This window comes from Lentibacillus daqui (assembly GCF_027186265.1).
GTDB classification, from domain to species: Bacteria; Bacillota; Bacilli; order Bacillales; family Amphibacillaceae; genus Lentibacillus_C; species Lentibacillus_C daqui.
In genome coordinates, this window is record NZ_CP114176.1 from 2,564,103 (window position 1) to 2,589,573 (window position 25,471).

The following is a 25,471-nucleotide window of genomic DNA, read 5'->3' on the forward strand; positions in this document are numbered from 1 at the left end:
ATTTTTACTTCTTTGAATGATCACCGAATGAAGTTGGATACTAAAATAAACACCAACAGATATTGCGTGCACGAAACATCATTAGTTTTCAGCAATACATATAACCAGATGCTTGAATGTTTCTCTAGACCCACCACACACACCTTTGGTAGACTGTTTAAGGAAAAGCGGAGAACGACCGTTTAGGGGCGTATGGATTGGACTGAGCCGTAGGAGATAAAGGAAACACGGTGAGCTGAAAGCGAGCCGATGTTGACTTATCGTACGAAGGTGAAGGAAATCCACTAGCCCCTGGTCGTTGGAGCTGGACAATAAGGAAAAGCGGAGACGACCGTTTAGGGGCGTATGGCTGCTTTTAGATCAACTCAGATACAGCTAATTATGGAGGCAAGTTAAATGAATCGTGCAGACGACCTGAAAAAAGGTGAAAAAGGTGCTTGGATCAGCATCATTGCTTACCTTTTTTTAGCAACTGTAAAATTAGTCATCGCTTATATCGGACACTCTGAGGCATTACGCGCTGATGGATTAAACAACTCCACGGATGTTATTGCTTCTATAGCGGTTCTGGTTGGATTGAAAATTTCCAGAAAACCTCCCGATGAGGATCACCACTATGGGCATTACCGGGCAGAAACAGTTGCATCACTATTTGCCGCCTTTATTATGATCACGGTAGGTTTGCAAGTGCTTTATGGAACGCTAAAGAAATTGATTTCCAGCCAAACCCAGCAGCCAGATATGCTCACAGCCTGGACAGCTATTGGTGCTGCTGTTGTCATGTTTTTGGTGTACCGTTTTAATAAAAGCTTAGCCAAAAAAATCGAAAGCTCCTCCCTCAATGCGGCTGCGCAGGACAACCGATCTGATGCGCTTGTCAGTATTGGCGCATTCATTGGTATCATCGGTGCGCAATTCGGGTTATATTGGTTAGACCCGCTTGCCGGATTCATTGTTGGGATCATCATTTGTAAAACCGCGTGGGATATTTTCAAGGATTCTACTCTGACCCTGACTGATGGTTTTGATGAAAAACAATTAGAGAAGATAAAAGATAGTATTGCGAAGGTTTCCGAGGTAAAGGAAGTATATGATGTTAAAGGAAGAATTCACGGTAACCAGGCATTTATTGAAATTACAATCCTGGTTGATCCCCATTTAAATGTAAAAGAGAGTCATGACATCACTGTAAGGATTGAACAATTTTTAGCTAAAAAACATAACATTCCTTATGCTCATATCCATATTGAGCCTTATCCAAAACACCCAAATTAAGCATACAGTTCCTCTTTTGCAAGAGATCTGTATGCTTAATTTAAATATTTTTCCAACTTTTTTCGTGAATGGTTGCAATTACTTCTGCATCTGTATAAACCGCTTTTCGTATGGAATACATCCAAATATCCCCCTATGACCGTCCCTTACATCACTGTTATTAGAAAGACTGCAAGAATGGCACCCAATACAACCAGGATAACGTTTAGCCCGATAAAAGCCAGAATAATCGCGACAATCCCGCCAATGATCCCGACATACGGTTCGCCAGACTTGACGGACATAATTCCCGGAAAGATCAATGCTCCCAATGCCGCAAAAGGAATCGCATTCAACCAACGATTGATCCAGTCCGGGAATTTAATTTTATCAACAATATAGACTGGAATCAGACGCGGAATCATGGTGACAAGCGACATACCGATGATAATAGCAAAAATCAAGATTCGCTCTCCCCTTTCAAAAGGTAAACACCAGTTAATCCGCCTAAAACGGTGCCAATCACAATTGCCCATCCTTCACTCATAAATGGACTGCACAATACATTAATCAGCATTGCAATAATCGCGATTAATCCGACCTTTAATTCCTTTTTTACCGAGGGAACCAGCAATCCGATAAACATCGCATATAAAGCGATCCCCATGCTTTGGCTTAAAGTTTCTGGAATAATTTCGCCTAATACACCACCAAGTAATGAGCCGGCGATCCAAGAAAAATAGGCCGTTAATAGGAGTGCCAGATAAAAGAGGGCACCCTTATCCTCTCTTGCCTCTTTGGTATGTAATGATGATACGGCAAATGTTTCATCGGTCAATCCCAATGATAAAGGAACCTTCCAAGTTCGTCCAATGTCACGAAACCGATTCATAAACGATAGGCTCATCACAAATTGGCGAAAATTAAGGACGAAGGTTGCGACAATAATTTCTGCAGCACCCGCACCAACAGCAATCATATTGGCACCCATAAATTGACTGGCACCAGCGAAAACAAGTACACTCATCATTGTTAACTCTACAAGAGAAAGTCCGGCCTGTTTCGCCAACACGCCATATGCAATCGCGATTGGCAAGTAACCGAGCATGATTGGAAAGCCAACCGCAATCCCCCCGCCGGACCATACGCATTGTTTGGGAAGAATCCTCTTCTTTTTTAACCGTATTTGTCATCATCTTCGCTATCCCCTTGTATTTAAAAATTGACGCTATTATACCTGATATTTGCAAATTTAAAAAGTATTTAACCCTATATTGACAATGGGTACGCTAACGATGTATATTCTAAATTACATCATTAAAATGACGATGAACTTTAGTAGTAAATAAATACGATTATCCGGGAATGCAAAGTAGAATTTTTCCGAGCAGTATAAAGGCGGACGAAAAGGTGGAAAACCTGGCGTTTGGCCTATTTTAAAGAGACGGGGCGGCTGGTGAAAGCCCCGGCAGGTTAAATTTGAAATACACATTCAATTAAAGTCGGAACCTTTATAAATGAGGTGGATGGTGACAATCAATCATCAAGCAGGGTGGTACCGCGGAGTTAAGCTTCGTCCCTATTATGGGGATGAGGCTTTTTTTATGGATAATTAACCAAAATTTGGAACATCAATGATAGATAGGAGGAAATGCCATGTTTCCAATTCGGCCAAAATATAACCCTTCCGTTGTGGAATCGATTATTTTCTTTGTACTCATCGTAGCTATGATTAGTTTTTTCATCATTAAGCTGGAAACATCGCCACATATCCCGATTACACTCGCCATCTTTTTGCTCATCGCCTATGGGCTGTTCCGGCAAATTTCATTTAAAGATCTGGAAGAAGGAATGATCTTCGGTGCAAAATCCGGCATGGGAGCCATTTTCTTATTCATGTTAATTGGTGTGCTCATCAGCAGCTGGATCATTAGCGGAACCATTCCAGCATTAATTAACGTCGGTTTTCATGTTATTGGCGGGACATGGTTTTATGCCATTGTATTTGCGATCACATCCCTAGTCGGAGTCTCGCTTGGCAGTTCATTAACAACGTCAGCAACCATTGGCGTTGCCTTTATCGGCATGGGGAGTGCCCTTGATGCCTCCATGGCCATTACCGCCGGCGCCATTGTTTCCGGAGCGTTTTTCGGGGATAAGATGTCACCATTATCCGATACAACGAATTTGGCATCAACAATCGTGGAAGTTGACTTGTTTGATCATATTAAGCATATGTGTTTGACTACGATCCCGGCATTTATTATTTCATTTATTATCTTTGCTTTTCTTTCACCAAATGGATCCGTGCCATTAGAAAATATTATGCAATATCAACGTGCATTGGAAGCGTCACAATTAATTCATTGGACATCATGGCTGCCATTACTAGTTCTAGTCGTTTGTACCATTTTTAAAACGCCTGCATTTATTGCGCTCGGTTTAAGCAGCTCACTGGCAACACTGCTTGCGGGAATAACCAGTCATTTAACCTGGTCGGATATATGGAACACGTGGTTTAACGGTTATACCGCCAACACCAATTTCGAACCAATGAATGAATTGCTAACGCGGGGCGGCATCACGAGCATGTTGTCAACAGTATCGCTCGTTATATTAGCCTTAGGATTCGGGGGATTACTATTTGTAACAGGAATTATTCCATCCATCCTAAATGCGTTTAAAGAGAAACTGAGACGAGTCCGGACGATTATTATTTCCACCGCACTTACAGCAATTGGGGTCAATGTGTTTATTGGAGAGCAATATTTGTCTATTCTGCTAACTGGCGAAACGTATAAAGGTATTTACAACCGAGCGGAGCTGCCAAATAAAGTATTATCCCGGACACTGGAGGATGCCGGCACTGTCATTAATCCACTAGTTCCATGGAGTGTATGCGGTGTGTTTATAGCCGATGTACTGGATGTTCCCGTGTTAACTTACCTGCCATTTGCCTTCTTTTGTTTATTAAGCCCGATTATCACCGTCATTTTTGGTGGAAGAGGACAACAATCCGAATCACCGGGTAAGTAGCGCGTTACAAGCAAAAGCTGACGACTCCACGCTCGTCAGCTTCCCAATATTTTATCCAATTTCTGTAAACCTTCTAACAACCTTGGGGAGGGGCGGCAATATAAAGATTCTTCCATTACATGAATGTTCCCTGTCTTAATCGCCTTCATCTCATTCCATCCTGGTCGCTTTTTGACCAACTCCGGCCGCATTTTCTCCTCCTTGACCCCAACCCACACCATGCAAACATGATCCGGGTCACGCTTTTTTACTTGATCCCAGGTTGTTTGGAAATTGGCAACATCCTCCGTGGCAAAAATATTACAGGCACCAGCAAGCTGACTGATTTCTGTTAGCCAGTTAGCTTTTCCTGGAGTGAATATCGGTTTCGGCCACCACTCCCAATATAATCTTGGGGTAGTTTGCCGCCTTTGTGCTCTTGTTCGATAACGGGCTATTTGCGATCGAAATGTATTGGCTTTGTCCTCGCCAAGATCCGGGTCACCCAATGCCTCTCCTACAGTCTGGATATCACGGGCAATCTCGTCAAGTGAGTTTGGATTAAGGATAATATGCGGGAGTCCGCGTTCTTTGAGTGCAGCAATATTTTTTTCCATGCCTGGTACACTCAATGAGGCCAATATTAGATCAGGTTTTAGCTCTGCTACTTTATCCATGTCAATCGATAAATCCGGGCCAAGTTTCGGTAGTTCCTCTACTTCTTTTGGCCAATCTGAAAAATTATCCACACCGACTAGTACATCCGTTTTCCCCAAATAAGCAACAATCTCCGTATTACTCGGGCAAATTGACACAACCCGCATGATGGCTCCTCCTTACATGGGTAAAGGCTATTTTACTCTCCCGAAAATCCCCATTTTTAATTGATTATGGCTTGCCGTATTACTTCACCGGTTTTCAAGTAACTATTACACGTCGCGATCCTGTTCGGTCGTCACCAATGGACCATCCTTCGTAATCACGATGGTGTGCTCATATTGTGCTGAACGTCCTCCATCAACGGTTCTCGCTGTCCAGTTATTACTGTCCATTTTACTTTTCCATGTACCTTCATTGATCATCGGCTCAATTGTGATGACCATGCCTTCTTTTAAACGCAACCCTTTATTTGGCAGACCAAAATGCGGGATATGCGGCTCCTCGTGAATCGTTGGGCCAATGCCATGCCCGGTAAAGTCACGCACTACGGAAAATCCTTCCCCTTCTGCATAGGTTTGAATGGCGTGACCGATATCGCCAATCCGGTTACCTGCCTGGGCTTGCTCAATCCCTTTATAAAGCGATTGTTTCGTTACATCCAACAAATGCTTTCCAACCTGATCAATTTCCCCAACTGCATAGGTCCAAGCTGAATCGGCTAATCCCCCATTTAAGTTGACGACAATATCAATGGTGACAATATCGCCTTCTACCAATTTTTCATCATTGGGGAAACCATGGCAAATTTCATCATTAACAGAGGCACAGATAGCAAATGGATAGCCCTCAAAGCCTTTCTGTTCGGGGGTCGCCCCATGTTTTGCCAAAAACTCCTCAACAAATGTATCAATTTCCTTCGTAGTGATTCCTGGTTTAATCATTTGAGCAATTTCCTTATGACACTGCACCAATAAATCACCCGACTTCTGCATCATTTCAATCTCACGTTTACTTTTTCGTGTTATCATGCCGTTCTTCCTTTCAACCATTATCAGTTATATCTCACTGTAATTATAAGCACCCCTAATTTTAACACAGATTTATCTTAACATAGGAACAGATGAATCGAAAAATGAAGTGGGATGAGGAGACGGTTCCATTGTTCCACCAGAAATTGGGAATTGCTAATAATAAATCGTTGATATCCAAGCAAATGCAGAAATCCCCTCAGCAATCACCGCCCAAAACCAGAATCATCAACGTAACATGCAAAATTGAAAGTAAATCTATGCGTCCGCCCTCCCAAGTCCGTGATATTCACATACATTAAATAAAAGAGCGTGTTCAAAAGGAGGATAAAAAGGACTAGGGTTTTGGGTGAAGATCCCCTATTGGTGTCATTTTACCGGACTTTGAACATCCTCTAAAGGGGGTGAGATGATTGAGTGATGGTGCAGGCTATGGTGGTGGCTTTGCCTTTGTTGTCGTGTTATTTATTCTGCTAATTATTGTTGGTGCCAGCGGCTGGTGCGGAGGCTACCGCGGTGGTTATGGCTATGGTGGTGGCTGCGGCGGTTACCGTTGTGGTTGGTGCTAACCAATACTAAAATAAAGTTCTAATAAGGAGGTGACTATTTATGAACGGTGGATTTGCATTAATCGTCGTATTATTCATCTTATTGATTATCGTTGGTGCTGGTGGTTATGCTGGCGGTGGATACTATTAATCTATATACCTCTTATTTTCAAAGAATTACATGAGTATTTGATTTCAAGCAAAGTAGAGCATATTTTTATTCTTTCTTTTCTTTCAAAAAACGAACCCGTTATACCTAGGGTTCGTTTTTTAATGCTTGGCAAATTATTAAAAGTTATGACTAATTCGGTGATCTGAGGGTTCGTTCGGATGCAGTCCCCATCTTAAAAATAGTCTTTTACATCGTACACTTTTCCATTTACAATATTGGATTCGTCGGTCAAAATATCAACGAGCACGCCACCAACAGCATCTGTATCTTTTAGCAAATTTCGTTGTTTGTAGTTGCGGAATGTATCCACTTCAACGAAATCAGCAGCAGAACTAGCACGAATCTTTTCTTGCATTTGCGTATCCATGATTCCTGGGCTAAAGGCGATTACCTTGTTCCCGGTCCCCAATTGATCCTGTTCCACTGCAACTGTTCTTGTATACATATTGATCCCAGCCTTTGTACTGCAGTAGGCACTCCATCCATAATATGGTTTTTCTGCTGCACCGGATGTAACATTTACACCAATAAAACGCACATCTTCTTCTAATGCTTTTCTTATTAATGAATTCATTAAGACCATTGGCGCAATCGCATTTACCTGTACATGGTTTTGCAGTTCAAGATTGTTTATCTCCGTAGCTTGAGCAATAGGTTCTAGTACCGCGGCATTGTTTACCAAGTAAATAGTTGTCGGTTCTTCCTGAAACAAAAATGCATTCATTTGATCGATTGTCTGCTCCAGTATTTCTAAATTGCCTAAGTCACAGGATAAATGTTGGAATAATACATTATTTTGCTCGGCAAGTGTTGTCAATTTTTTATTGTTATTTCGGGAAATGCCTATCACATGTATACCGGATTCAATAAATAATTTGGCAACTGCTTCACCTAACCCCTGCGAAACCCCTGTTACGATTGCATACTTCACTATTCATCTCCCCATTTCATGTTTATATCTTTTTTGTAAAAAGTCCCCACCCAAATAATTGAACAAAGAAAAGTTTAATAGGTTTATGCAGCAATTGATTCCCCTTCAAACAAGGAAGCAATTGCCGTTTGATTAATGACGAATTTCGTCCCAATAATATGCCAAGGTTTCCATACCCTTGGTAAAGCTGTCAATTGGAAAGCTTTCATTTGGCGAATGTAGCCGGTCATCCGGGGTGCCAAATCCCAATAAGACAATTGGTATATTGTATAATGCTTCCATCCATTCAACCACTGGAATCGAGCCGCCCATTCGGACATAAACGGTATCTTTACCGAATGCTTTGCTATAGCTTTTGGCAGCTTTTTGGATCAGTGGATGGTTCGGCTCCACTTGATATGCTTTTGCTGACAGCTTTTCTTTTTTCACCTCGACTGTAACGCCGGATGGTGCATGCTTTTTCACATGTTTATCAAGCAAATGTTGAATTCTTTCCGGATCTTGCCCAGGTACCAGACGACAGGTGATTTTAGCAGTCGCTGATGCAGGAATAATTGTCTTGGTTCCTTCTCCTTGATATCCACCGTAAATACCATTTATTTCAAATGTTGGTCGGCCCATTGTGTGTTCTTTTGCCGTGTACCCTTTTTCGGAAACGGTTTCAGGAACACCGGTGGATTCACGATAATCCTCACCCTCTACCTGGTCAATTAATTGTCGTTCCTCATTGGTCAGCGGCTCAACACCCTCATAAAAACCGTCCACTGTAATGACTTCATCTTCATTTTTCATCGATGCCAAAATATGACTAAGTGCCATGATTGGGTTTCGCACCGCCCCACCATACATACCGGAATGCAGGTCATGGTCTGGTCCATTTACGGTGATTTCGACACCAGTAAATCCTTTTAAACCGTAAAGGATCGTCGGCTGATTCTTGGCAACCATTCCCGAGTCGGAAATAACGACGAAATCTGCTTGGAACTGCTCTTTTTATCCTTTAATGTCTGATAAAGATTTTCACTACCGATTTCTTCTTCTCCTTCAATGCAGACCTTTACATTTAATGGAAGTTTTCCATCCGTCTTCATAAACGCCTCAAAGACGGCCAGATGCATAAAGACTTGTCCCTTATCATCACTTGACCCGCGGGCATACAGACGTCCATCGCGAATCTCCGGTTTGAACGGATCACTCTTCCATTGGTCGAGCGGATCAACTGGCTGTACATCGTAGTGGCCGTAGAATAAAACCGTTGGCGCGTCCGGACCTGCCTGATTGTATGCTGCATACACAAGTGGGTGTCCACCTGTTTCCTGTTGTTCAATGTTTTCAAAACCAATTTCTTGTAAATATGTCGTCAAAAAACTTGCTGCATCTTTAATGTCCTTTTTATGTATACTATCGGTGCTCACGCTTGGAATCGCTAAAAACTGGTTTAATTTTTCCAGCAGCTGATCGTGATGTTCCTCTAAATACTTGATTACCTGCTCACTCATCCTTTACCCTCCAATGCATTTTCACTTATTTTAGCATACCGAATCCTTCATAGCCAGCAGTAGACCAACACAAAAAACAGGACAAGGAGAAACCCTTGTCCCTATGCGAAAACCTGGTGCCATTCGTTGCGTGATTGGAGCATTTGCCGGGCAATTTCCTTGGCGTCTTCAAGGCTATGACTTGCGGCCCACCCGCACTGAACCTCATTACATGCAGGTACCTCTGCAGCCTCTAACACATCGTTTAATGTTTTTTCAATCGCGTCCAGTACCTCATCGTAATCATCGTTGTTAAAAACGGATAAATAAAAGCCTGTTTGGCAGCCCATTGGACCGATATCAAGCACATTATCCAGATGTTCCCGGATATTCTCGGCCATTAGGTGCTCTAATGAATGAAGCCCAGGCATATCCATATGTTCCTTATTTGGCTGCTTAAAACGAATATCATATTTATATATCTTGTCTCCATTGGCGCCCTCTGTTACACCAACCAAACGTACATATGGTGCCTTCACTTTAGTATGATCCAGGTTAAAGCTTTCCACGTTCATTTTTTCCGCCATATTATCCTCTCCCCTTTTGCTGATAAAGCTACCGTATGTATATGATAACGAAAAAAATCAACAAATAAAAGCACAGAAACCTGTACAAAAAAGTCACATCTAAAAATAGGACAAGGAGCCTGTCCCCCCTGTCCCATTGATTTTAGCGATTGTTATGTCCTTGTGGGAATACGCGTTGGATCATGTTACCAACTTGGTCGAAAAATCCGCGAACCGGTTTACCATTGTTTAAATCGTCAGCATAGTTGTCGGCAAGGTTAAGGAAATCCGGGTTTGTGGAAACATATACATTGTCAATATTGTTGTCCACATCTTTAACAATGTCACGGATTTGACGTTTTGTCTCATCTGTTAGTGCATCACCATTGTCCGCACGGTTGTTATTCGTTACACCATTGTTATCATTCATCGCGCCATTATTGTTATTGTTTACACCGTTATTGTTGTTAACACCAGTATTATTGTCGTTGACGCCATTATCGTTATTAACGTTGTCATTGTCATTGTTATTTTCATCTAGTCCCGCTGCAACATAGGCATTGTTTCTTGTTGTTACGACATAGGCACGATCGATTCCGGCCACTTCATCTGTAATACGGTCTGCCGCTTCTTTGGAAATATCATAACGATCGTTGTTATTGCCATTGTTATTACGGTCATTGACGTTGTTATTATTCAAATTACCACGGTCACGATCCGCATTTTGTGCATTTCTTAACGATTGACCATGGTTTTCATCGTTTGCATTGTTATTGTACCGTGTTGGTTGTGCACCGTCGTTATCCCCATTGTTGTCATTGTTTGCCCCGTTGTTTCCATTACCACATGCTGCAAGTGCGAACATTGCTGCAAATACAACACATAAAAGTTTGAACTTCATTTGCTCATTCCTCCTTACATATTTGCCCATAGTATGTTTCAAAAAAACGGGTTTATACCGGTTTCTGCTTCATCCTATTTTTGGCAAAGACACCAATTTTGTTTCAGACAATATATATATAAAATGGAGAAACTACAAATGACCCTTTAATTTATAAGGAGGGGAACATGATGGATATACCTGATTACGATAAGGCATTGTATTACTCACTATGGGGGCAATGGGACGACTTATTAGTGCTGATGGTACGTACACAAGATGATATGCTTTCGAAAAAAATCCAGCATTTTCTGCATGCGTATCATTACTCACTTGATCAAACAAAAATTCTCCAATTGCATGATGAATTACTTTACTATATTGATCATGCCATGAAACAAACACCAACTGCCGTCATGGAGGTTTAAAGATAGGGACATGGGGATACAGGTTCGTTCGACATTGCAATAAGAGGCAGTGCTCCAAGTCGAACATCCCCTTCATTGTCCCACAATATTACATGAAAATAAAAGGTGGGACAAAGAGCCTTGTCCCAGATACATTATTGATAAAAAGAATGGATAATTGCTTGTTCATTAGGTTTTAGCTTTTCTATTTCTTTCCTTACCTTCGTGGAACCTTCTTCAAACTTTTTTGCCATCACCTCATTCATGGCTCTATCCTGTTGTTTGGCTGTTCTTCTAATTTCTTCGGGCACACGAAAGGAAACAATCTTCCAATCACCATGTTGACCACGGAAATATTGTTCCAATTTATTCAACACGGGAACCTTACAGCTTTTTACATAACTAACACCAACTATGACTTTTTTACCATGTGTCATCAAGCCCGACTGTTCGGTTTTTACCATTATACGTGAAACGGTTCGATCCAATGGTTCATTTTTATAATTGGATAATTGATCCATAAGTACATTTGCATCATCGTTTAACGGCTTAATGGAGCGGACATGCATCTGTTCATCGATTTCCAATTCCACACTTGGGTTTATATCAATATTTACGTAGGCATATGTTCGCTTATTGCTGGATATTACATAAAGTGGAAACGCAAACAGAAGTAAAAAGAAAGCCATGGCAATAAATCGAAATGCGTTTTTTACTGTTTGCCCGGGGTAAAAAGAGAATAAATAGCGTCCTTTCCTTTCCAGCATTTCAACGGAAACTTCAGTGCCAATCGATGCAGTATCCCCAAGTGGCTTCGTTTTGAAAAACAGGCCATTGTCAGTCATTACAATCGTATATCGGCGGTGTTTCTCCATTACAATCCCTTTTCTCACCTACCCACCCCCTTGAGATAATCATTCAGATATACGAAATCATTACTAAGTACAATAAAAATAGCCAAAATATATTTCCTGTTTCGTTCCAATGTTTTTTTACTGACATCCACTTTTTTGACAAGTGCTTTGATGGGAAGTTTTTTCTTGCGTTCAACAAACGATCTTAATTCAGGATCATTAAACAAAACACGCGCTGTATGAACTGCGGAGTCTCTGGCATCACGGTGCTTTGGCGAGATCTCGGTTAACTCAGCCAGGGATAATTTATAGTCCTTTAATTTTTCCTTAAATTCGGCAATTTCTTCCCTTCGATGCCATGTATCCTGTTCTTGTTGATAAATTTCTTTGACCGCAACAATCTCGCTGTGGTTTTCCATTTGTTCCTCATCATAGCTCTCATCCAGCGATGCAGCAATGGGGTTCTTTTGGATAAAACGAATATAATCGATCACTTTACGTTTTACTACTAGTTTGGCAAAGGATAGAAAGGAACTCCCCCGGTCGGCAGAATAAGTTAAAATTGCCTCGTTAAATGCTGCTAAACCGATGCTGAATTCATCATCCTGTTTGGGATCAATATATCGTTTACAAACCTCTGAAACGCATTTGGCAATAAACGGCTGGTAGGTTCTCAATAAATTGTACTGTGCCCGTTCATCCCCCGCTTGGATGGAGGAAATTATTTCTTCCAGGGATTGGTCTTTATGTTTCAAACCGAAACACCCCCAGCCATTATAAGATACGATTGTTTGTCAACCTTTTTGGGTGTATTTATTAGGTATTTTTGTTTCATAACAACTCACCATCTTCAATATGATTAAATACAGGGTAGTCAAAATTCGCATTAAAACGACATTTTTTGACCATCCAGGAAAAATTTTTTAGTTTACTCATCAGGTCTACTGACTTTCAACATTGACCATCTTTTAATCGTCAACATATCTAATCCTACCGCAAGAAGACAAGCGTTGCTATCACAAAACATTTACAGTTCCTTTAAATATTGATTGCATACCCCAGGGCCATAGGGACGGTTCCTTTGTCCCACCATTTTTAACATGGAAGAAAAAGGTGGGAGAAGGTGCCTGTCCTCTTGTCCCACTACCCAGCCTGGCGTGTTCTTCCTTGTTGCATTTGATACATTTGATGGTATAGGCCTTTTTGTTGAATGAGTGTTTCATGATTTCCTTGTTCTACAATTTCACCATGCTCGAGTACAAATATTGCATCGGCCTGTTGAATTGTTGACAAGCGGTGCGCAATAACAAGTGTGGTACGCCCTTGCTTCAATACATCTAATGCTCGCTGGATCATATGCTCCGTTTCTGTATCAATATTGGCAGTCGCTTCATCGAGAATTAGTATGGCCGGATCAAATGCCAAGGCACGGGCAAAAGAGATCAGTTGCCGCTCCCCAAGTGAAAAAGTAGTCCCGCCCTCGGTGACCTTTTCATCGTACCTGTCAGGCAATTTCTCAATAAACCGGTTAGCCCCAACTGCCTGCAATGCCGCGATTGCCATTTCCCGGGTAATATTTGGGTCATTCATCGTAACATTGGAGATGACAGTCCCCGAAAACAGAAATGGATCCTGTAAGACGATGCCCATATGACTTCTCACCTGCTGTCGTGACAAGGCAACGGTTTTTTGTCCATCGATTGTAATCGTTCCATGCTGTGGGTCATAGAAGCGAAACAACAGATTCATAATCGAACTTTTGCCTGATCCGGTATGCCCGACAAAAGCAACGGTTTGCCCCGCCTTAACCGAAAAAGACATATCTTTGATGACATAATCCTTATCATCATAGGCAAATGACACATGGTTAAAATCGATATTCCCGCGATATTTGTCGATTTTTCGAACTTGCACATCCTCGCCTTGGTGATCCATTAAGGTAAATACACGATTGCCGGCTACCCTTGCCTGCTCAATCAGTGGTAACTGGTTGACAATATCCTCCAATGGTTCAAATAAGCGGTTGAGATAATCCACAAACGCATAGAGAACACCAATGGAAATAATGCTACCAGGCTCAAGCGAAAATGAGCCAAAATACCAGATAAAGCCAACAAAGGCCAGGTTCCGAAAAACTGTAACAAGATTATATGATGTTAGTGCGCTTAATTTAACCAATTTGCGTTGATACGTAAAATTGCGTTCATTTAATGTCTCAAATTCAGCTTTCGTTTGTTTTTCACGACGAAACGCCTGGATAATCGGCATTCCCTGAATTGCTTCATTAATATTTCCATTAATGGCACTGACCGTAGAGCGAATCACAGTATTATATTTGGTTCCAAAGTACTTATACACCTTCATCCAGCCCAGAATCAACGGAATAACAAGCAAACTGAATGCCGCCAATGTGACATCAAGTAAAAACAAAGCAATAAAAATACCTGCCATATAAATAATACTCGTTACTACAATCGATAACACACGTTCATATAAATCCCGAATGGCTTCCGTATCATTGGTAATTCTAGCGACAATTTTTCCTGCCGGCTGATCCACATAATAATTGATCGGAAGCCGCTGTGTATGGGCAAACACATCATTGCGCATTTTCTTAACAATTTGATTGGACACCTTCTGCAATAAGAAGGTCTGAAAAAATTGAAAAAACGCTGCGATCACCAGCAATGCTACATACAATCCCAGCAAGAACAGAATCGGACGTTGCTCCGGTTTAAAAAATGGATAAATCTCCGACAAGGAAAGCTTCTCAGCAGTATATGTCTGTGTATCATTTCCTTGTTTGATCAAAATCGTATTTCCATCAACAGATCGCTTACCGGATAATGGAAGGTCCCCATCCGCCAAATAATAACTGTTTCCAACCTGTAAAATGGTCTTTGTTTCCCCTGTTTGTTCTTGACCGGTAACCCGATCGGCGCGTTTATACTGTTGGTCATCAAAGGTAACGGTATTGCGATCGTGTTGGCTGTTCACCTGTATCCAGTTACCTTCCACCCCAAGAATATGATCATCAATTACTGTTTTGGCAATGAGTGGCCCGGCAAGTTCCAGGCACACAGCAATCATTAAGCAAACCAGGCCAATAATAATACTTTTTTTAAACTGTAACGCATAACCAACTAAACGTTTTTCGGTTGATTGTTTCATTAGGAGATCTCCTCCTTATCCTCCAATTGCTGTAGCTGATACTGTTGCATATACCAGCCACCTTGGTTCATCAGCACCTCATGTGTGCCTGCTTCGGTAATTTTTCCGTCGTCAAGCACAATAATATGATCGGCATGGGTGACCGCTGACAGCCTGTGCGCCGCGATAAAGGTTGTTTTGTTCCGGCGTTCATGACGTAAATGTTCCATGATTTTCGCCTCCGTTTTTCCATCGACTGCAGATAATGAATCATCAAGGATTAAAATTTCCGGATCCTTGATAAACGCCCTGGCTAAGGCCACACGCTGTTTTTGTCCGCCTGAAAGCGTAACACCGCTCTCACCAACCTGCGTATCCAATCCATTTGGCAGTTGTTTGATATCATCAAGGAAATGAGCCAAGTCCAGCGTCCGGTAAATTTCCTGATCCGTCGCGTCAGCTTTGCCAAATTGAATATTTTCCCGAATTGTTTTCGAAAACATGATTTGATCCTGTGGCACATAGCCAATCCAATCGCGAATTTGCCCAAGGCTTATATCTGATAATTCCACACCTGAAATACGGATACTGCCAACAAGGCCCGGATACTGGCGAAGCATTAATTTAAACAAGGTTGTTTTACCAGCACCGGTTTTACCAACAATCCCGATGGTATCACCAGGGTTCACTTGCAAGTTCACATGGGTTAATTGATTGGATACCGCCCCAGGATAGGCAAAACAGACATCGGAAAATGTGATCGAATCAACCGTTTTCACCTGCCTTGGATGGGCACTATCTTGCACATCCGCTTCATAGCTCAACGTTTCCTGTACGCGATCCAATGAAGCATTTCCCCGCTGTAAAATATTAATTAATTCGCCAACCGCAAACATCGGCCAAATGAGCATACCAAGATAGACATTAAATGTAACCAAATCACCAAGTGTGATCCCGCTTTGGAACACTAGCAATGCCCCATAGCCAATCCCGATCGTATACGACAGCCCAACAAGAATTTTCATCGTTGGCTCGAATAAGGCATCAATTTTTACAACCTCGATATTTTTCCGATAGACATCCTCCGTCATCGCTTGAAATCGTACCTCTTCCTGTTTTTCCTGCACAAAAGCACGGATCACCCGCACCCCACGAACCGATTCCAAAACATCATTATTCATCTCGCCAAATGCAGCTTGTGCCTTCATAAAGCGAGCATGAATTGCTGCTCCATATTTATTCATCACGACTGCCATAATTGGTAATGGGATCAGCGCAGCAAGGGTTAATTTCCAACTGATGGTAAATCCCATCATGGCGATAATCATCAACATGAACATACTCGAATCAACCAGTGTCAACACACCAAATCCCGCCGTCAACTGAATGGCACGCAAATCATTCGTTGCACGGGCCATTAAATCACCAGTCCGGTATTTACCAAAAAAGGTTGGCGTCATATGCAAAAAGTGATCCATCAATTTACTCCTGGTCCACCGTTCTAAAATCGCCGCTCCGCTGAACAAGGTATAATCCCACAAAAACGAGATGGCATAATGAATAACCGCTAGCAGCAAATAACCGGCAACGATCATGGTTAATAATTTCATTGTCAGTGTTTCAAACTGGATTTTATCAATCGCGAAGCCAACTATTTTGGGCGGGATTAAGCCAATCGCACTGGCAATAATTAATACCGTTATTGCTAACACATACCGTTTCCAATAATACTTAAAAAACCATTTTAACTTGTTAAAAACCTGAAACATCTTCTCACCCTCTTCTTGCAAAAATCTGCTGACATACGCTTTGTTACGGTTTTTTTACATGGGCTAACATCTCCTGTTAATTTCATTATCATCCGGGAGTTTCGACCAAATTGGTATGGATATCGACCAGTTTGGGGCACGTATCAACCGATTGAAGGCAGATATCGACCGCTCATGACTGGATATCAACCGGTCTCGCCAACATATCAACCGGATTAGCGCTGTTATCAACCGGTTCGTTCAACTATCCCTAAACAAAAAAGCACACGTCGCCTATGACGTATGCTTTCGTAAAATAGAGTGTTCTTACCGACAAAAATTTCGTTAGCCGGGCGAATGAGCTGTTCTAAATCACAAAAAGGCCACAGACATATGTGACCTTTACCAAACAGTTTCAGCTTATCATGTAAATCAGCTATTGCTTCCACTGACATCGTTTGAGGTCACACCATTTATAAAATTTTGCTTGTATAGTTGTTGCTTTTGCTGTCGTTGTAATTGGCGTTGCATGGTAATGACCTCCTCTCGTTATTTGACTCCCAGTAATTATAATATTACTAAAATTTAAAGTCAATGCCCTTTTTCTTCTTTTCCTCAAAATAGGTAAGTATTCCTGCAAAAAAAGAAGATGTCATATGGTCTTCTTTTTTACTTTTTCACTTCAGATATATCACTCATCATCCCGACATAATACTGCGGCTGTCCTTTGCTGTTATTTAACTGGCTTATGGTCAACCATTCGGGATAGATCTCACCGTTTTTCCGCTTATTCCAGATTTCTCCTTCCCAATAACCTTTTTCCCGCATGATCTCCCACATGTCTTGATAAAAAGTTTCATCATGCTTGCCCGATTTAAGTACACTCGGCGTTTTCCCTCTCACTTCTTCTTCCTTAAATCCAGTTATACGCGTAAACGCAGGGTTAACGTTTCGGATAACACCATGTTTGTTGGTGACCATGATGCCTTCCGCGGCTCCTTCAATAATTCGTCCCTCAATACTCAAGCGATCTTGATAATACATATAAATGACAATCACAAAACTGACCAGTGCAAATTCTGACAATGCCATAAAACCAATTGCATAGTGTCCGGTTAAATTGAAGACCGTTGTGAGTACAATTGGCGGAAAAAATCCCCCTAGTCCGCCCATTGCCGACACAATTCCGTTGACGATCCCGGCTTGTTTGGAAAAATGCAGTGGGACAAGCTTAAACACGGTACCATTTCCAATCCCGACAAAAACAGCAACCGATAACGTTCCAAACGTATAAAGGCCAATCGTTGGTGAAAAGGATAAGATAACACCTGATATACTGGTTCCCAAAAAGATAATCATCAAAATCACATACGGATTAAATTTATCGGCAAGCCAGCCACCTAATGGACGCAACAATGTCGCCAATACAATAAAGCCGGCTGTTCGAATCCCGGCATCAACCGGATCCAGTGAAAAGTGTGATGCCAAAAAGTTAGGCAAATAGACGGTAAAGGCAACAAAAGCACCGAACGTGATAAAATAGAAAAAACTTAAAAACCATAGTGTTTGATTGCGGTAAACACTTTTGATTTGCGCCATCATGGAAACCTTGACTTTTTTCTCCTTGCGATCGCCAATGATAAAATTAATGACAATAAATGCAAGTAACAAAACAAGATAAAAGCGAACCGTATTTTCCCAGCCATACGATTTTGCCAGCATCGGCGCAAAAAATGTGCTGATTGCTGTTCCTGCGTTCCCTACCGCATAAATCCCGTTTACTAATCCATGTTTTTCTTTTGGATAATATTTTGGCAGTGAGGTTACTCCGATAGAAAACGTGGCTCCACCAACCCCAAGGAAAAGTCCACTAATAATTAAATCGGTAAACGACTTGGCAATACTCATATAAAACACAGGAAACAAAAGGATAACAAAACTAATCATAAAAATTGTCCGGGCACCAAAGCGATTTGTATAAAATCCGATCGGAACCCTTAACACAGATCCAAGAATAACCGGAATCGCCGTAACAAGCGACATTTGCCCGGCTGTTAAATGAATGTCTTCGTTAATAATTGGCATCAACGAGGAAATCAGCACCCATACCATAAACCCAACGATCAAACTGACGGATTGCAGCGAGAGTTGTAGATTTGGCCGATTCATGCTCAACCATCCCTTTCCAGATTTGGTTTTTAAAACTGAATAAAATCCCTTCCTACCTTCATATCACTAGCTTATGACAAAACACATTCACCAACTGTGAAAAAAATCACATAAAGATCCAATCATTATGACACCTTTTTGACATTCTTCCGTTTCTCTCCCTTTGTTTTCTATTTCCTCCCTTCCGAACTTGGGGAGCACACTCTGCTTCTTTTTCGTGATGAAAGCACTATTCCCAAACATTTGGCCAACACTCTCAAGTGATAATTCAAGTGCTTGCTGTTTTTTTCCGTTTGCCGCTGATCTTTTTCATTCGAGTCCCCTTATTCATTTACATATTTGCTGTTATACACAAATTACTTTGACAGATATAGTAATTTATTATATATTATACACAAGGAGGTGAGGATGTGGTTCAGTCAAAGCTATCCTCCGATCTGCTGCGCGGACACGCTGATACGATGATCTTAAAACTTTTGTTAAATGGAGATAAATATGGATACGAAATTAGTAAATTAATCCGGGCGAATTCAGGGGAACAATACGAATTAAAGGAAGCGACCATGTACTCCAGTTTGAAACGGCTTGAAAAAGAAGGCAACATCCGCTCCTATTGGGGGGACGCGACTCAAGGCGGACGAAGAAAATATTATACGATCACATTAAGCGGGAAAGAAACCTATAAACAAAATAAACAAAACTGGGAACAGGCAAAGAAGATTCTGGAACGCTTGTTATGAGAAATGAAGTACCCGAATGAAAAATGTTAAACAATAGAAAGGATAATGATCCATGATTGACCAAATAAAAGCGCATGTGCACAGCATTTTTATGCCCTATCAAAATGTAAAATCTGCCAAAGAACTGGAAGAAGAACTGTCGCAAAATCTCAAAGAAAAATATGATGATTACAAACAACAAGGATACAGTGATAAAGAAGCATACAGGTTAACCATCGACTCCATTGGTGAGGTATCGGAGTTGGTAGAATCCATTAATCTAAAACATAATGAATTAGAGCAAGCCGTACAGATGAATTTTTCCTGCCAACGTCTCCGGGATTCAGATTTCCGTTCGGTTTCGGTTCATGATGGTAAATTTAATGCCAGTGAGTTAAAGGGATCCGATTTCAGCCATTCTGACCTGACCAACAGTACGTTTAAAGGCAGTGATTTATACCAATGCATTTTTGAAGATGTCAATTTAACCGGAACGCTATTTAAAGGCGCGAATTTGAAAGGGGCAACTTTCAAACATTGTATATATAATGGCACACACTTTAAAAATAGCAATTTGGAGGGATTAGTCTTTGATGGGGAAACCTTTCATCAAACGATATTTGAAGGATCCACGTTAAAGAAGGCATCATTTCGTAATGCAATATTGACAAGCGTTCAATTTCGCCAGTCAGATGTAAGGAAAACCGATTTTTCCGGGGCCAGGATGGATAAGTTAACCTACAACTTTTTACATGGAGCCAAGGTAGACTTAAGTAACGTTACGATTATATAAGGGGGTATATTTCATGAGTATCGCAACAGCTATCGTTATTTCGACGGCAATTGTTTGTGTAACAGGATTTATTACGGCTGTTACTTTAAAAGGCATGAGTATGGGTGACTGATTTAAACAAAAGCCAATGCTCACTTTAGGTTGAACATTGGCTTTTGCTCAAAATAGATCGGACAATTCAAAATAAACAGTCTGAAAGCTACGCCGCCTAGAACTTCTCGGTCCTTTTTATTCTCCTTTTTGAACACGCACTTGAAGCAATAAAGTAAAATATCCCGAAAAATTTAGCCAGTTAGACATCGCCTGTTCGCCTTCTTTCACCTCAATCGATCCTTGTTTGAAATAACCAATGGAATAACTCCCCGTTTTATACAACAGACTGGTCGAACAGCATCAAAACCTGCTATAGTTATATAGAAGAGATTTTTAAGAAGGAGTGGATTGGATGCAAATCGATGAGATACTCGCTTACAACCAAAAATTTGTAGAAGGAAAGGAATACGAGCCCTACAAAACCGATAATATTCCCAATAAACGCCTAGTTATTGTAACCTGCATGGACACACGACTTGTTGAATTGTTGCCAAAAGCATTAAATATTCATAATGGCGATGTAAAAATGCTTAAAAATGCCGGTGCAATTATTCGTAGCCCATTTGACAGTATCATGAAGGGTATCCTAGTCGCTATCTATGAACTAAAAGCAGAAGAAGTAATGGTCATTGGTCACCACGATTGCGGCATGTCCCACGTGGATACAGATGTATTAAAAAAATCCATGCTTGAAAAAGGTATTGCGGAAGATACACTAACAACACTCGAACATGCCGGCATTGATGTACATAAGGAATTCGAGGGATTTACAACTGTTGAAGATTCCGTCAAGCAAAGTGTTGATATTGTGCGCAATCACCCACTTCTGCCCCCAGCAATTAAGGTACATGGCTTGGTTATCGATCCGGCAACAGGAAAACTTGATCTTGTTACCAAAGCAGAATAAGTAGCACACCATTGAAAAAACTTTCCATGGATGGTTGGTATCAAATCGGCCATCTATGGAAAGTTTTTTTCTTGATTGTTTACGCCCCTTATAAAATAAGATAAAAAGCAACCACCGCAACTTCACTCTGTACAGACCATCTGGATATTTCAGTAATCTCAAACTACCACTCATGCTCCCGCTGACCCTCTACGCTATCTCTATAATAATTTCAGCGATTTTTCACATACTAGGTGTTATCAGTTTATCACTTATAAGCGGACTGTAATATTGTTCCAGGAGGTCCACATGAGAAGAAATCGTCAGCAGAAGAAAAACACAAACAGTTTCTTTCCGATCAAACTGGAAGAACTCGAGCAGATCATGCTCCAAAAATTTGAAAACAACGATGACTTATTATTTCGTACATATAATCAGGATAGTGGTAAAAAAGCAGCAGTGTTTTTTATCTCCTATCAAGTCGACTTGAACATCATTGGTCAGTTTATTCTTGATCCGCTGTTAAGCAGCAAAGAGGAATGGAGCAATGATTCTATTTTAGACGATATTCCCGAAAATACCGGACACACGGTGGATAAATTGGAGGACATTCTAAAAGGATTGCTGGTCGGAGAACTATTCATTTACGTGGAGGGGGAAGAAGAAGCGCTTGGTTATCTTGCCCTGAAAAAACAACAACGTCAGCTGGATAAAGCAGAAAATGAAACCGTTGTGATTGGACCACAAGTCGCTTTTACCGAGTCGCTTGTGACCAATCTTAACGTGGTTCGTTGGAGTATTCGCTCTACTGATCTCGTATTGGAACAGCTGATGATTGGTCATCGCTATCCACGGGAAATTCGGATTTGTTACATAAAATCCATTGCCAACGAGCAATTGGTCAACACGATGCGGCAACGTCTACAAGATTTGGATGTAGATGAAATAGAAGATAGCACTGTATTGCAACAGTATCTCAATGATTCATCCTCTACCGTCTTTCCCCAGTTCTATTCCACCGAACTTCCTGATCGTTTCAGCTATGCGATCAGACAGGGTCGGATTGGGGTATTGACGGAAAATAGTCCGACTGGGTTCATTGCGCCATCCACATTCTTGAGTTTTTTTGAGTCAACAGAAGACTTGTATATGCGTTGGAATATCGGCACTTTTTTATTGATTTTGCGCTTTTTCGCAATATTTCTTTCAGTTACGATGACGCCATTATATGTGGCTGCGGTGACCTATCATTACGAGATTATTCCTGTTGACGAGCTGATAACGATCGGCCAGTCACGGGCAGGTGTTCCTTTTCCACCAATCTGGGAAGCGATAATTCTGGAATTTTTGATTGAACTATTGCGTGAGGCTGGAGCCAGACTGCCGACCAAAGTAGGTCAGACGATTGGAATTGTTGGCGGGGTTATCATCGGACAGGCGGTTGTTCAGGCAGGATTAACCAGTAATATTTTAATCGTCGTTGTTGCATTAAGTGCACTATCCTCTTTTACGACACCAAGTTATTTGATGGGGACAGCGGTTCGAATCGTTCGTTTTCCGATGATCGTCCTGGCTGGATTATTTGGTCTTATTGGGATTATTTTTGGTGCATCGTTTTTAGTCATCCATTTGCTAAAACTAAAATCTTTAGGGATGCCGTATTTGACGCCCATCTATCCATTCCGCTGGGCCGACTTGAACAAATCACTGACTCGTGCTCCGCTCCAATACGAAAACAAGCGATTTTTCTCCATCAGACCGAAAAATTTGCTTCGTTATAAACGCAAAGAGTCCAAACGCAAACATGACATTGAAGATTAGGTGATAGGATGGATATTAATGTAAAAGTAAAAAATGACTTGCAGATTCGTGCATTCTATTTGTTCTTTATCGTTACAGGCACGCAAATAGGAGTCGGCATGATGGGGTATCCGATGTATGTTTACAATGAGGCAAAACAAGATTCATGGATATCCATTCTTATTGCCTATGTCTACCTAATGGTTGTTGTCTATGTCATGTACTTGATACTGAAGCAGTATAAAAACGCAGATATTTTGGGTATCCAGGTTGATGTATTTGGCAAATGGATCGGCAAATTATTGGGTACGATTTATATGATTCATTTTACCGTTGGCCTCATCACCGTGTTTGTCACTTATATTGAAGTTGTACAAATTTTTATTTTTCCACAACTGAGTTCGTTTGTGATGGGCGGACTGTTGCTTATTTTGATTATTTATGGTGCCTTGGGTGGGCTACGAGTCATTGTTGGGGTTGCATTTATATTCTTTTTTTTAACACAGTGGTTACTATTCTTGTTTTACGAGCCAATCATGAAAATGGAATTTAATAATTTCCAGCCTTATTTCGAAGCAACTATTCCTGAATTGCTTCAGGGGGCAAAAAAGACAACCTTTACCTTTGTCGGGTTTGAAATTCTCTTTTTTGTTTACCCATTTATCCAAAACAAACAAAAGGCCAAACGCCCAATCTTTTTGGGTATAACCTATACTGCTTTAATCGCTTTATTGCAGATGGTTATTGCAATTGGCTTTTTCAGTCCGGGACTGCTTGGGCAATTAGAATGGGCTGTATTGACCTTATTTAAAGGGTCGAAATTGCCATTTATCAATCGCATTGACTTTATTGTCATCGCCGAGTGGATTATGGTGATCGTACCGGTGATGCTGTTGTTAATCTGGATGATTACTTATGGGATGAAGCGATTATATAATATACCAAGGAAATTCACGCTTTTTACCGTTGCCCTTCTCCTCTTTATATCATGCGGGTTTATCTCGCGTCATACATATGTGATCAAATTGACCGATGCCTATTCCGTCATTAGCTTCTGGATCGTCTATGTTTACCCGTTTATTCTACTACCAATCGTATGGATAAAGAGACGCTGGGATAAAAAAAGAAAAGGTGGGGGTAAAAAATGAATCGGACATGTGTGATGATCTTGGCATTTCTCATTTTTCTTGCCGGTTGTGTGCCCACCAAAACAATTGAGGACTTGGGAATCATTAATAATTATGGGGTAGACCAGCTGGAAAATGGTCAACTTAAATCGACAATGGTCATATACAAATTCGCAAAACAAAATGAAGAAACCTCCCAAATTGTATCCGGGGAGGCAAATACAATGAAACGTGTGCGTCAGATAGCCAATCAATATACCAGTTTTGAGCTGGCTCCCGGATCTATCCAATTGGCGTTATTTGGTGCGGAACTGGCCAAACAGGGATTGTCACGTTATCTTGACCCCTTGGAACGTGATGCAAAAATATCCGATATGATGTATTTGGCAATAGCAGAGCCAACCGCTGAAAAGATCATTTTAACAGGGAACAAAAATCCGAGAATCAATCTAAATCGTTACCTGAATGATCTCATCAAACAAAATAAAAAGAACAATGTCATCCCGGACGTTAGATTAATTGATTTTTCTAATGAATATTTCAAGATAGGCAGGGATCCGTATTTACCGATATTATCCATCAAGGACAACCAACCAATTATTTCATCAGTTGCTCTATTTTTGGATGACCAACTTGTTGGCAAGATACCATTGGATAAAGTTTATTTAATTTCCATGTTGCATAAACCAATCAAGAAATTGGATATACAAGCCGCGATTCCATTAAAACCATTCAAGGAGCACATGAAAAAGCAATCAACGAAGCAGCAAAGTAGAAAGTATGCTTATGCTGACTTATCCCTTCGTAAGGGGAAAGCCAAAACAAAATTGCTTGATAGCCAAAACTTGAAGTTTCAAACGAATGTAAAACTCAGTGTGGATTTAATGGAATTGAGTGAGGAAATTGATTTGCGAGATCCAAAGGTCATTAAAAAATTTGAAAAAGAGATTGAAAACGAGGTAAAGAGCCAATATGAGAAGTTATTGGCCTACACACAAAAGTTAGGTGCCGATCCCTTTGGTTACGGGGTTGTTTATCGCACCCATCAAAAAGGAAATAAACCCGGCAACGATAAATTACATGAGATTTATCCAAACATAGATGTTGATTTTAATGTCGATGTCCGGATTCTACATCATGGAATTATCCCATGATGGGTGGTCAGTCCCTCATCGATTAACATGCTAAAGCGA

The 25,471-nt window shown here is 41.0% G+C and carries 23 protein-coding genes and 2 pseudogenes; 11 read left to right on the plus strand and 14 right to left on the minus strand.

Features of this window, described 5'->3' with window-relative positions:
* Positions 1–396: 396 nt before the first annotated feature.
* The gene (locus O2S85_RS13015; protein ID WP_269409747.1) at positions 397–1,275 is read left to right on the plus strand and encodes a cation diffusion facilitator family transporter; all 879 of its coding nucleotides are present in this window, start codon (positions 397–399) and stop codon (positions 1,273–1,275) included.
* A gap of 146 nt (positions 1,276–1,421) precedes the next feature.
* On the opposite strand, the gene O2S85_RS13020 is transcribed toward O2S85_RS13015, so the two are convergent.
* Both O2S85_RS13020 and O2S85_RS13025 read right to left on the minus strand, forming a co-directional pair.
* On the minus strand, positions 1,422–1,718 hold the full coding sequence (locus O2S85_RS13020) for an AzlD domain-containing protein (protein WP_269409748.1): 297 nt from the start codon (positions 1,716–1,718) through the stop codon (positions 1,422–1,424).
* On the minus strand, positions 1,715–2,362 hold the full coding sequence (locus O2S85_RS13025; RefSeq protein WP_369419468.1) for an AzlC family ABC transporter permease: 648 nt from the start codon (positions 2,360–2,362) through the stop codon (positions 1,715–1,717). Before O2S85_RS13025 ends, O2S85_RS13020 begins: the two co-directional genes overlap by 4 nt.
* Positions 2,363–2,910: 548 nt before the next feature.
* Here O2S85_RS13025 and nhaC point away from each other — a divergent pair.
* Entirely contained in the window at positions 2,911–4,290 is a 1,380-nt protein-coding gene (nhaC, locus tag O2S85_RS13030) for a Na+/H+ antiporter NhaC (RefSeq protein ID WP_269409749.1), read from the plus strand.
* Between the two features lie 35 nt (positions 4,291–4,325).
* Here nhaC and O2S85_RS13035 read toward each other — a convergent pair whose 3' ends face one another.
* Together O2S85_RS13035 and map are read right to left on the minus strand one after the other, a co-directional pair.
* Complete coding sequence (locus O2S85_RS13035) at positions 4,326–5,093, minus strand: cobalamin-binding protein (protein WP_269409750.1); 768 nt, start codon at positions 5,091–5,093, stop codon at positions 4,326–4,328.
* Between the two features lie 105 nt (positions 5,094–5,198).
* Entirely contained in the window at positions 5,199–5,957 is a 759-nt protein-coding gene (map, locus tag O2S85_RS13040; RefSeq protein WP_269409751.1) for a type I methionyl aminopeptidase, read from the minus strand.
* 413 nt (positions 5,958–6,370) lie between these two features.
* Here map and O2S85_RS18930 point away from each other — a divergent pair.
* Positions 6,371–6,451 (plus strand): annotated as a pseudogene (locus O2S85_RS18930) (YjcZ family sporulation protein); the annotation flags it as partial.
* A 115-nt stretch (positions 6,452–6,566) separates the two neighbouring features.
* Entirely contained in the window at positions 6,567–6,656 is a 90-nt protein-coding gene (locus O2S85_RS13050; protein ID WP_269409753.1) for a YjcZ family sporulation protein, read from the plus strand.
* A 193-nt stretch (positions 6,657–6,849) separates the two neighbouring features.
* On the opposite strand, the gene O2S85_RS13055 is transcribed toward O2S85_RS13050, so the two are convergent.
* The 4 genes and pseudogenes from O2S85_RS13055 to O2S85_RS13070 form a co-directional block, all read right to left on the minus strand.
* Positions 6,850–7,608 (minus strand): (S)-benzoin forming benzil reductase, encoded by a 759-nt coding sequence (locus O2S85_RS13055; protein ID WP_269409754.1) that lies wholly within the window; start codon positions 7,606–7,608, stop codon positions 6,850–6,852.
* Positions 7,609–7,740: 132 nt separating this feature from the next.
* Positions 7,741–9,107, minus strand: a pseudogene (locus tag O2S85_RS13060) (dipeptidase).
* Between the two features lie 101 nt (positions 9,108–9,208).
* Positions 9,209–9,673, minus strand: coding sequence for an S-ribosylhomocysteine lyase (locus O2S85_RS13065; protein ID WP_269409755.1), 465 nt, complete (start codon positions 9,671–9,673; stop codon positions 9,209–9,211).
* 142 nt (positions 9,674–9,815) lie between these two features.
* A complete protein-coding gene (locus tag O2S85_RS13070) occupies positions 9,816–10,553 on the minus strand; it encodes a YhcN/YlaJ family sporulation lipoprotein (protein WP_269409756.1) in 738 nt (245 codons plus the stop codon).
* Positions 10,554–10,723: 170 nt separating this feature from the next.
* On the opposite strand from O2S85_RS13070, the gene O2S85_RS13075 reads away from it, so the two are divergent.
* A complete protein-coding gene (locus O2S85_RS13075) occupies positions 10,724–10,960 on the plus strand; it encodes a YhdB family protein (RefSeq protein WP_269412581.1) in 237 nt (78 codons plus the stop codon).
* A gap of 134 nt (positions 10,961–11,094) precedes the next feature.
* On the opposite strand, the gene O2S85_RS13080 is transcribed toward O2S85_RS13075, so the two are convergent.
* The 5 genes from O2S85_RS13080 to O2S85_RS13100 all read right to left on the minus strand — a co-directional run bounded on the left by O2S85_RS13080 (position 11,095) and on the right by O2S85_RS13100 (position 18,860).
* Positions 11,095–11,832 carry an anti-sigma-I factor RsgI family protein gene (locus O2S85_RS13080; RefSeq protein ID WP_269409757.1) on the minus strand — a complete coding sequence of 246 codons (738 nt, stop codon included), beginning with the start codon at positions 11,830–11,832 and terminating at the stop codon, positions 11,095–11,097.
* Positions 11,829–12,548 (minus strand): RNA polymerase sigma factor SigI, encoded by a 720-nt coding sequence (sigI, locus tag O2S85_RS13085; protein WP_269409758.1) that lies wholly within the window; start codon positions 12,546–12,548, stop codon positions 11,829–11,831. Before sigI ends, O2S85_RS13080 begins: the two co-directional genes overlap by 4 nt.
* Before the next feature lie 388 nt (positions 12,549–12,936).
* Complete coding sequence (locus tag O2S85_RS13090; protein WP_269409759.1) at positions 12,937–14,964, minus strand: ABC transporter ATP-binding protein; 2,028 nt, start codon at positions 14,962–14,964, stop codon at positions 12,937–12,939.
* Positions 14,964–16,712 carry an ABC transporter ATP-binding protein gene (locus tag O2S85_RS13095; protein WP_269409760.1) on the minus strand — a complete coding sequence of 583 codons (1,749 nt, stop codon included), beginning with the start codon at positions 16,710–16,712 and terminating at the stop codon, positions 14,964–14,966. Before O2S85_RS13095 ends, O2S85_RS13090 begins: the two co-directional genes overlap by 1 nt.
* A gap of 648 nt (positions 16,713–17,360) precedes the next feature.
* Complete coding sequence (locus O2S85_RS13100; protein ID WP_269409761.1) at positions 17,361–18,860, minus strand: nitrate/nitrite transporter; 1,500 nt, start codon at positions 18,858–18,860, stop codon at positions 17,361–17,363.
* 410 nt (positions 18,861–19,270) lie between these two features.
* Between O2S85_RS13100 and O2S85_RS13105 the strand changes: the two genes are divergently transcribed.
* Positions 19,271–19,600 (plus strand): PadR family transcriptional regulator, encoded by a 330-nt coding sequence (locus O2S85_RS13105; protein WP_269409762.1) that lies wholly within the window; start codon positions 19,271–19,273, stop codon positions 19,598–19,600.
* Positions 19,601–19,652: 52 nt separating this feature from the next.
* The gene (locus O2S85_RS13110; RefSeq protein ID WP_269409763.1) at positions 19,653–20,372 is read left to right on the plus strand and encodes a pentapeptide repeat-containing protein; all 720 of its coding nucleotides are present in this window, start codon (positions 19,653–19,655) and stop codon (positions 20,370–20,372) included.
* A gap of 228 nt (positions 20,373–20,600) precedes the next feature.
* Here the strand turns inward: O2S85_RS13110 and O2S85_RS13115 are convergent, their stop codons facing one another.
* Positions 20,601–20,747, minus strand: coding sequence for a hypothetical protein (locus O2S85_RS13115; protein ID WP_269409764.1), 147 nt, complete (start codon positions 20,745–20,747; stop codon positions 20,601–20,603).
* Positions 20,748–20,817: 70 nt separating this feature from the next.
* Between O2S85_RS13115 and O2S85_RS13120 the strand changes: the two genes are divergently transcribed.
* From O2S85_RS13120 to O2S85_RS13135, 4 genes are all read left to right on the plus strand, one after another.
* A complete protein-coding gene (locus O2S85_RS13120) occupies positions 20,818–21,372 on the plus strand; it encodes a beta-class carbonic anhydrase (RefSeq protein ID WP_269409765.1) in 555 nt (184 codons plus the stop codon).
* A gap of 288 nt (positions 21,373–21,660) precedes the next feature.
* On the plus strand, positions 21,661–23,172 hold the full coding sequence (locus tag O2S85_RS13125; protein WP_269409766.1) for a spore germination protein: 1,512 nt from the start codon (positions 21,661–21,663) through the stop codon (positions 23,170–23,172).
* Between the two features lie 8 nt (positions 23,173–23,180).
* Complete coding sequence (locus tag O2S85_RS13130; protein WP_269409767.1) at positions 23,181–24,299, plus strand: GerAB/ArcD/ProY family transporter; 1,119 nt, start codon at positions 23,181–23,183, stop codon at positions 24,297–24,299.
* Positions 24,296–25,432, plus strand: coding sequence for a Ger(x)C family spore germination protein (locus O2S85_RS13135; protein WP_269409768.1), 1,137 nt, complete (start codon positions 24,296–24,298; stop codon positions 25,430–25,432). The genes O2S85_RS13130 and O2S85_RS13135 overlap by 4 nt, the downstream gene beginning before the upstream one ends.
* Positions 25,433–25,471: the final 39 nt, after the last annotated feature.